This is a genomic window from uncultured Eudoraea sp. (assembly GCF_947258525.1).
Classification (GTDB): domain Bacteria; phylum Bacteroidota; class Bacteroidia; order Flavobacteriales; family Flavobacteriaceae; genus Eudoraea.
Genome location: NZ_CAMYIP010000194.1, coordinates 1 through 6,364 on the forward strand (window position 1 = coordinate 1; position 6,364 = coordinate 6,364).

Genomic DNA, 6,364 nt, shown 5'->3' on the forward strand with positions numbered 1-6,364 from the left:
ACCATATGACTTATCCTTAAAGGTTTGTAATTTGGGTACCCTTTCAATCATTTCTGCCAGCTTTTCGTTGGAATCTTTTTCCAAATCCACATTCCAGCCCCCTATCTGGGCAAACGAGCTTAGAGAAAAAGCAAAGCAAAAAAAGAATAATAAGAAGTTCGATTTTTTTAAATAGTTAGTGTACATTTTAGTTTTTATTTATATTATATTATTGGGAACATTTTGATATTCAGTGTTTTATAATAATTTACCGCCATCATTCAATTTAATTAGCAGGCAATGAATTATTTAGCTGAAAAGGTACAAAAAACAAGTTAAAGAATCCCTTATATTACGATATATTTCAAACTAATTAGGTACAATTTTTATACCGGAAATATACTAAGAGACAATGTAGTATTCAAGAACCATATATATAGTAAAATACTATTACTTAAAACCTTTTGCAATTGAATTTGCATAGGCCGAAGCTACGCTAGGGGAATTATCAGGATTTTCAATTGAGGCTGTGATCCATGCCACAAGTTGTTTCCCCTCTTCCTTTTCCAGGTCATAGACCACCGTTTCCAAGATATAAAGTTTGGAGGTTATTGTAGTCCCTTCTGTTTTAAGGGAAACCTGATCTACCGAGTAAGATCCCGGAAGATAGAAATAGTTGTAAAACCCTCCGTAGTTAATAGGATAATTCATTCCACCATAAATTACCTGAGTATCATATTTTTCTGCCCCTATTTCGCGTGTATGTTCCTGATAATCCTTTAATGCTGTAAGCACCACACCATTATATCCGTTTTTTTCTAAAACAGTCCGGATTTGTACTTTTTGTTCATCAGTTATCTTGGCAACGGGATTAAAATCAGGAAACTGAGTATAGCTTGAGATTGCATTAAATCCATCACCCACAAGCTTTTTAGTGATTGCATTTTCATACGCCATCCTGATATCCAAATCGGCTGATCTTCCTATTACAAGAATTTTTTTGTTCTGCATCTCGTTAGCTGTTTCAGCTTTCCAGGATTTAATAACTTTGAAGCTTGAGCAACTGGTCAATAAAAAACCTGTGAGTAGGAATAATAGAGTTGATATTTTTTTCATTTCATTTTTTTGAACGGCTAATGTATGTATAATATTTGGAAGTTAATTCTCCCTGGTAAACTCTGCCTTGCCAATTTTTCCGTTTCTTAGAACGGTCATTGTAATGACTTCTCCTTTTGGAGTTTCAGAAATTTTCTTTCTTATCTCAAAAAGTGAGTTTATGTCTTTTACTGTAATTCCGGCCAATTCCAAAATTATATCCCCGCCAATTTTAAGTTCTGTATCTTCAATTTTGGCTGAAATATAACCACCCTTTAAACCCAGTGCACTTGCAGATCCTTTTGAAGACAAACTTGTAATCAATAAACCCGCTTCCTGAGGAAGATTAAGGGCTTTTGCAAGATTCCCATCCAGCAATATTGATTCCATACCTCCCCAAATACCTGGTTCCTGCATGAGCAATTTGTTTGCTACCTTTGAAGACATTGCAAATCCAATACCTTCAAATCCCCCCGAATTGCTGTATATTCTGCTTGCTATCCCAATTACTTCTCCGTTCATATTAAACATGGGCCCCCCGGAATTACCCGGATTAATGGAAGCGTCGGTTTGCAGAAATTCAATCTTTACAAAATTATTGCTCAAATGTTCAGGAACAAACCTACCACTGAGAATGCCGCGTGAAAGGGATTGTTTAAAACCATGAGGGGCACCGAGAACAAAAACATCGTCGCCTATAGAAACACGGTCAGAATCTCCAATTTGAGCAACTTTTTTATTCTTTAACTGAAAATCTCCCTCAATTTTTACAAGGGCAACATCAGCCTGAGCAACAGAACTTATAACGGTACCCTCATAAATATCACCATCTAAGAATTCAATTTGAACTGCTTCAGCAGATTGTACTACATGAGCAGCAGTCCATATTAGGCCTTCTTCACCTATTAATACTCCGGAACCCTGGGATTCTTCTGTGACCACATCAATAGATTCCCCTGCACTTTCTCTGGAAACATTAATAATATTTATAACTACCACGGAGGAATTAATATCCTGATAAATCTTTGAAAGATTTTGAGCATTGGTGGAGAAGGAAACTAGAAATGTAAGTGCTAAAATTATTTTTTTCATTTAAACGTTTTTAAATATGACATGATTAAGATGGCAGCTAATAAGAACTTCTTTTTACGAATTTAACACAAGATCTTTCTAAGTTGCGGGACTAAGGAATAATCTTTGGGCTGTGATACTTCAATTATGGTTTAATACTTTGGGCAATTAAGGCATCTGCAAGTTCTTTGGAATACTGTGCTATTGCTTCTTTTATATCCCCAGGGTTTTTAAGTTTAAATCTTCCTACCCATTGCAAATTATCTTGCTTTGTTGCGGTTATATCGTACAAACAAGTTTCTACGGTATAATCAACCGCTGTTTCTATGCGATCGGGCTCCCAGGAGGTAGCAGGGTAGTAACTATAATACTCCCCAAACCTGCCATATTGAGGTGATTGGTAACCCACATTGCTACCTCCCGGAATAACATCTTTGTACTGCTCTGTGTTTATTACATTGGTTATTAACACACCAGAGAAACCTGCATCTACCAATTGAGAAACAAGGGTTTTAATTTCATCCTCTGACATTTCTTTGGAAAATTTTTCGGTTTTAATAATATCTACAGAAGATTCGGCAATCACTTTTCGGAGTCCCAGTTCATTAACTACCAATCCTTCGGCCCTAATGCGGGCTACGTTGTCCTTAGTATGGGCTACAACCAAAACCTTATCGTATTTTTTTTTGACATTACTTACATTGGTAGATTCCCTGAGATAGGAATCGTTGCAATCTGCAAGCAGAAAAAACAAAACCCAAGTTAGGATAAGGTTCTTAATCATATGTGTCTGAATATTATACAAAATGATTGTAGAAAATTAAGCTTATTAATTAAGTTCTCCAACTTTTCCATGGCATGAACCAACTTTAAGTGAGATGTTATTTTTTAAAGTTAAACATCAATAAAAGCATGAACAAAGGCCTTTTAAATAGGGCGTTTATAACCATCCATATATATAATTTTAAGATTTAACGACTCAAAAAAAAAGTATATATTTACATCTCTTTCCTATTTAGAATAAATTGAAAAAACTGGCGCATTAAATGAGAAAAATTGTTTTAATCTACTTGCTTGTTATTCCTTTTATAGTTTTATCACAGGAAAAGAAAACATATAATATCGGGATATTAGTTGACCTCATAAAACCTGAATTAATTCCCACTCTCGAAGATCTTAAAAATGAAATTACAGATGTTGTAGGAGAAGATGCTTACATTCAATTTCCAGACGAATATTTTCTATCAAATGATTTAGACCTCCAAAGAGCAAGGACCAATTACGAACAGTTGCTCAACTCAGATACCGACATCATTTTGGCCTTTGGGTTGGTAAACAATGCGGTGATGATTGCCCAGGACAGTTTTCCCAAACCAACTATCATTTTTGGCGCCGTTAACAATGATTTTTTAGATATTGACAAGGAGGTTCAGACCTCGGGAATCGAGAATATTACCTATTTAATCAGTTCAAGGTCCTACATTAATGACTTGGCAACTTTTTATGAGCTAACCGGATTTAAAAAGTTGGGGATCGTTGTTCAACAGCCATTTATGGAGGTGTATCCCTACGAAGACTTATTCGATGAGGAAATTCAGAAATACGGTGCCGAATACAAACTTATATCTTTCAATACCTATGAAGATATTACAGCGAATCTACAGGATATAGATGCTTTGTATTTGGCCGAAACATTTTATCTTACATCTGAGGAAATATCCGGACTGGCTGAACTGTGTATCCAACTCGGTCTCCCAAGTTTTTCCAGTACGAAAATCGAAGACGTGCGGCTTGGAATATTGGCCACCAACGAGGCTAAAGAGAACTTATATCAGTTTTTTAGAAGGATTGCACTTTCGGTAGAGGCCTATATCCAGGGAGGGGCACTCGCCGAACTTCCCGTCTATATAAGTTTTGATGAGAAACTGACCATAAACTACAATACAGCCGATCGTATAGCCCTTCCCATTAAATATAGTTTGGTGGCAATAACCGACTTTATCGGGAGCTTCGATAAAAAAATTTCCGAAGAAAAATATAACCTCCTTGAGGTGATAAACCGGGTACTGGCAAATAATCTGCAATTGCAAACACTTCAAAAAGATGTAGAATTAAGCGAAAAAGAGGTGCAATCTGCCTGGACCAGTTATATTCCCAGTGTTTCGGCAAGTGCGACAGGCACCTATATTGATCCTCAACTGGCAGAGGCTTCCCAGGGTATTAATCCTGAATATTCCACGGATGCGAGTATTGTTCTGAATCAAACCGTATTCTCAGCAGATGCTAATGCCGGAATAAACATCCAAAAAGATTTATTGGGTTCACAACGCGAAAGATTCTATGCAGATCAGCTCGATGCTATCTTCGAAGCTTCCAATGCGTATTTCAATGCACTTATCTTGAAGCAAAACCTCCAGATTCGTGCAACAAACCTAAATCTAACCAAAAAAAATGTAGAAATCGCTTCCGAAAACTTTGAGGCTGGTCTGGCTGGAAAGTCAGACCTACTGCGATTCAGATCCGAGTTGGCCCAGGATATGCAAGCCATGATCGAGGCCATTAATGAATTAGACCAGGGATTCTTTGAGCTGAACCAAATACTTAATAATCCCATTGATTACAATATTGATGTAGAAGAGGCAGAATTGGAAGAGGGTTTATTTGAACAATACAACTATACTCAACTAAGGGAACTGTTGGATGATCCGAAATTGCGTCGCCCGTTTGTTAGTTTTCTTGTTGAGGAAGCTAAACGAAATGCCCCGGAACTCAAGGCGCTTGATTATGATATATCTGCTATCGGTCGTTCCGTTAGGCTGAACACTTCCGGACGTTTCTTGCCCGATCTGGCCATTCAAGGGCAATTCAACCAGAACTTTAACCGATGGGGTGTTGGGGTCAACCCTAACTTTGACCTGGATAATAATTACACAGTAGGAGTTAACCTGTCTATACCGATTGTAGATCAGAACCGCCAGAATATAAATCGCCAGATAGCTTTGATTCAAAAAGACCAATTGGATCTTAGTAAGAGCAATACAAATCTGGCAATAGAGACCAACGTAAATACAGCGGTTATAAACCTCATTAATGAAGTGGCCAATATAAGTTTGTCTAAAGTTGCTGAAGCAGCGGCAGAGGAGGCTCTTGATCTAACACAAACTTCGTACTCAAATGGTGCTGTTAATATCGTGCAACTGCTGGATGCCCAAAACAATTACCTGAATGCCAGGGTAGCCAGGGCCAATGCCACATATACGTATTTATTGGCAAGCCTAAGACTGGAACGCTTTGTTGGCTATTATTTTTTATTGCATAGTACGGCTGAGAACGATGAGTTTATACGTCGTTTTTATCAGTTTTTGGAGCAAAACAACAATTGAGATATTTAAAATTAAATCATGAAATACAAAGGATTTTTATTGTTAATAGTGATCATAATCATAAGCAATGGATGTAAGGAAAAAGTAGTGGAACCACCACCTGTAAGGCCGGTACTATATAAAGAAGTGGGCTACCTTGGCGGAGAAAACAGTCGTACTTTTAGTGGTACCGCTAAAACGGAACGAGAAATAAACCTCAGTTTCCGCAGTAGTGGAATCATCACAGTCTTTAATCTAAAAATAGGGCAACAAGTTAAAAAGGGAGAACTTCTCGCACAATTAGACAATGTACAGGCCAGGCTGAGCTATGAGTCGGCTATTTCTGCACAAAACAGTGCGGCCTCCCAAATGAACACTGCAAAATTGAATCTGGAGAGGACAAGGGTGTTATATGAAAAAGGAAGTTTATCATTAAGTGAATATGAAAGTGCTAAGAATTCATATAAAACTGGCCAGGCGAGTTTTGAATCCGCTCAACGAAGCGTAGGAATCGAGGCAGAACAGATCAAATTTGGCTATCTCTATGCCCCCGAGGATGGTACTATCGCTGCTGTAGATGCCGAAATTGAGGAGAATGTGAGTCCGGGTCAGAATATAGCAATATTAAATGCTGGAACTGAGATGGAAGTATCTTTAGGTTTACCGGAAGGGATAATCAATAGGATTAATAAGGACATGAATGTTAAAATCAATTTTCCGGTATTGGAAAACAAGCAATTTTCCGGGATCGTAACAGAAGTTTCTCCCTCTGTAGATATAAATACGGCTACCTATCCTGTACGAGTGGTTGTTTTGGATCCCACTGATGAGATCAGATCAGGTATGGCAGCTAATGT

At 37.7% G+C, this 6,364-nt stretch carries 4 protein-coding genes and 2 pseudogenes; 2 read left to right on the forward strand and 4 right to left on the reverse strand.

The annotated features are described in order from the left end of the window. The 4 genes and pseudogenes from Q0X89_RS14645 to Q0X89_RS14660 all read right to left on the reverse strand — a co-directional run. Positions 1-186 (reverse strand): annotated as a pseudogene (locus Q0X89_RS14645) (hypothetical protein); the annotation flags it as partial. Between the two features lie 243 nt (positions 187-429). Beyond that, positions 430-1,095: a hypothetical protein gene (locus Q0X89_RS14650; RefSeq protein WP_297695479.1), complete on the reverse strand. Its 666-nt coding sequence runs from the start codon at positions 1,093-1,095 to the stop codon at positions 430-432. Positions 1,096-1,137: 42 nt separating this feature from the next. Next, positions 1,138-2,166 (reverse strand): trypsin-like peptidase domain-containing protein, encoded by a 1,029-nt coding sequence (locus tag Q0X89_RS14655; protein WP_297695481.1) that lies wholly within the window; start codon positions 2,164-2,166, stop codon positions 1,138-1,140. Positions 2,167-2,290: 124 nt separating this feature from the next. Then, a complete protein-coding gene (locus Q0X89_RS14660) occupies positions 2,291-2,929 on the reverse strand; it encodes a hypothetical protein (RefSeq protein ID WP_297695483.1) in 639 nt (212 codons plus the stop codon). Positions 2,930-3,191: 262 nt separating this feature from the next. Between Q0X89_RS14660 and Q0X89_RS14665 the strand changes: the two genes are divergently transcribed. Then, complete coding sequence (locus Q0X89_RS14665) at positions 3,192-5,528, forward strand: TolC family protein (protein WP_297695485.1); 2,337 nt, start codon at positions 3,192-3,194, stop codon at positions 5,526-5,528. An 18-nt stretch (positions 5,529-5,546) separates the two neighbouring features. After that, positions 5,547-6,364, forward strand: a pseudogene (locus tag Q0X89_RS14670) (efflux RND transporter periplasmic adaptor subunit); the annotation flags it as partial.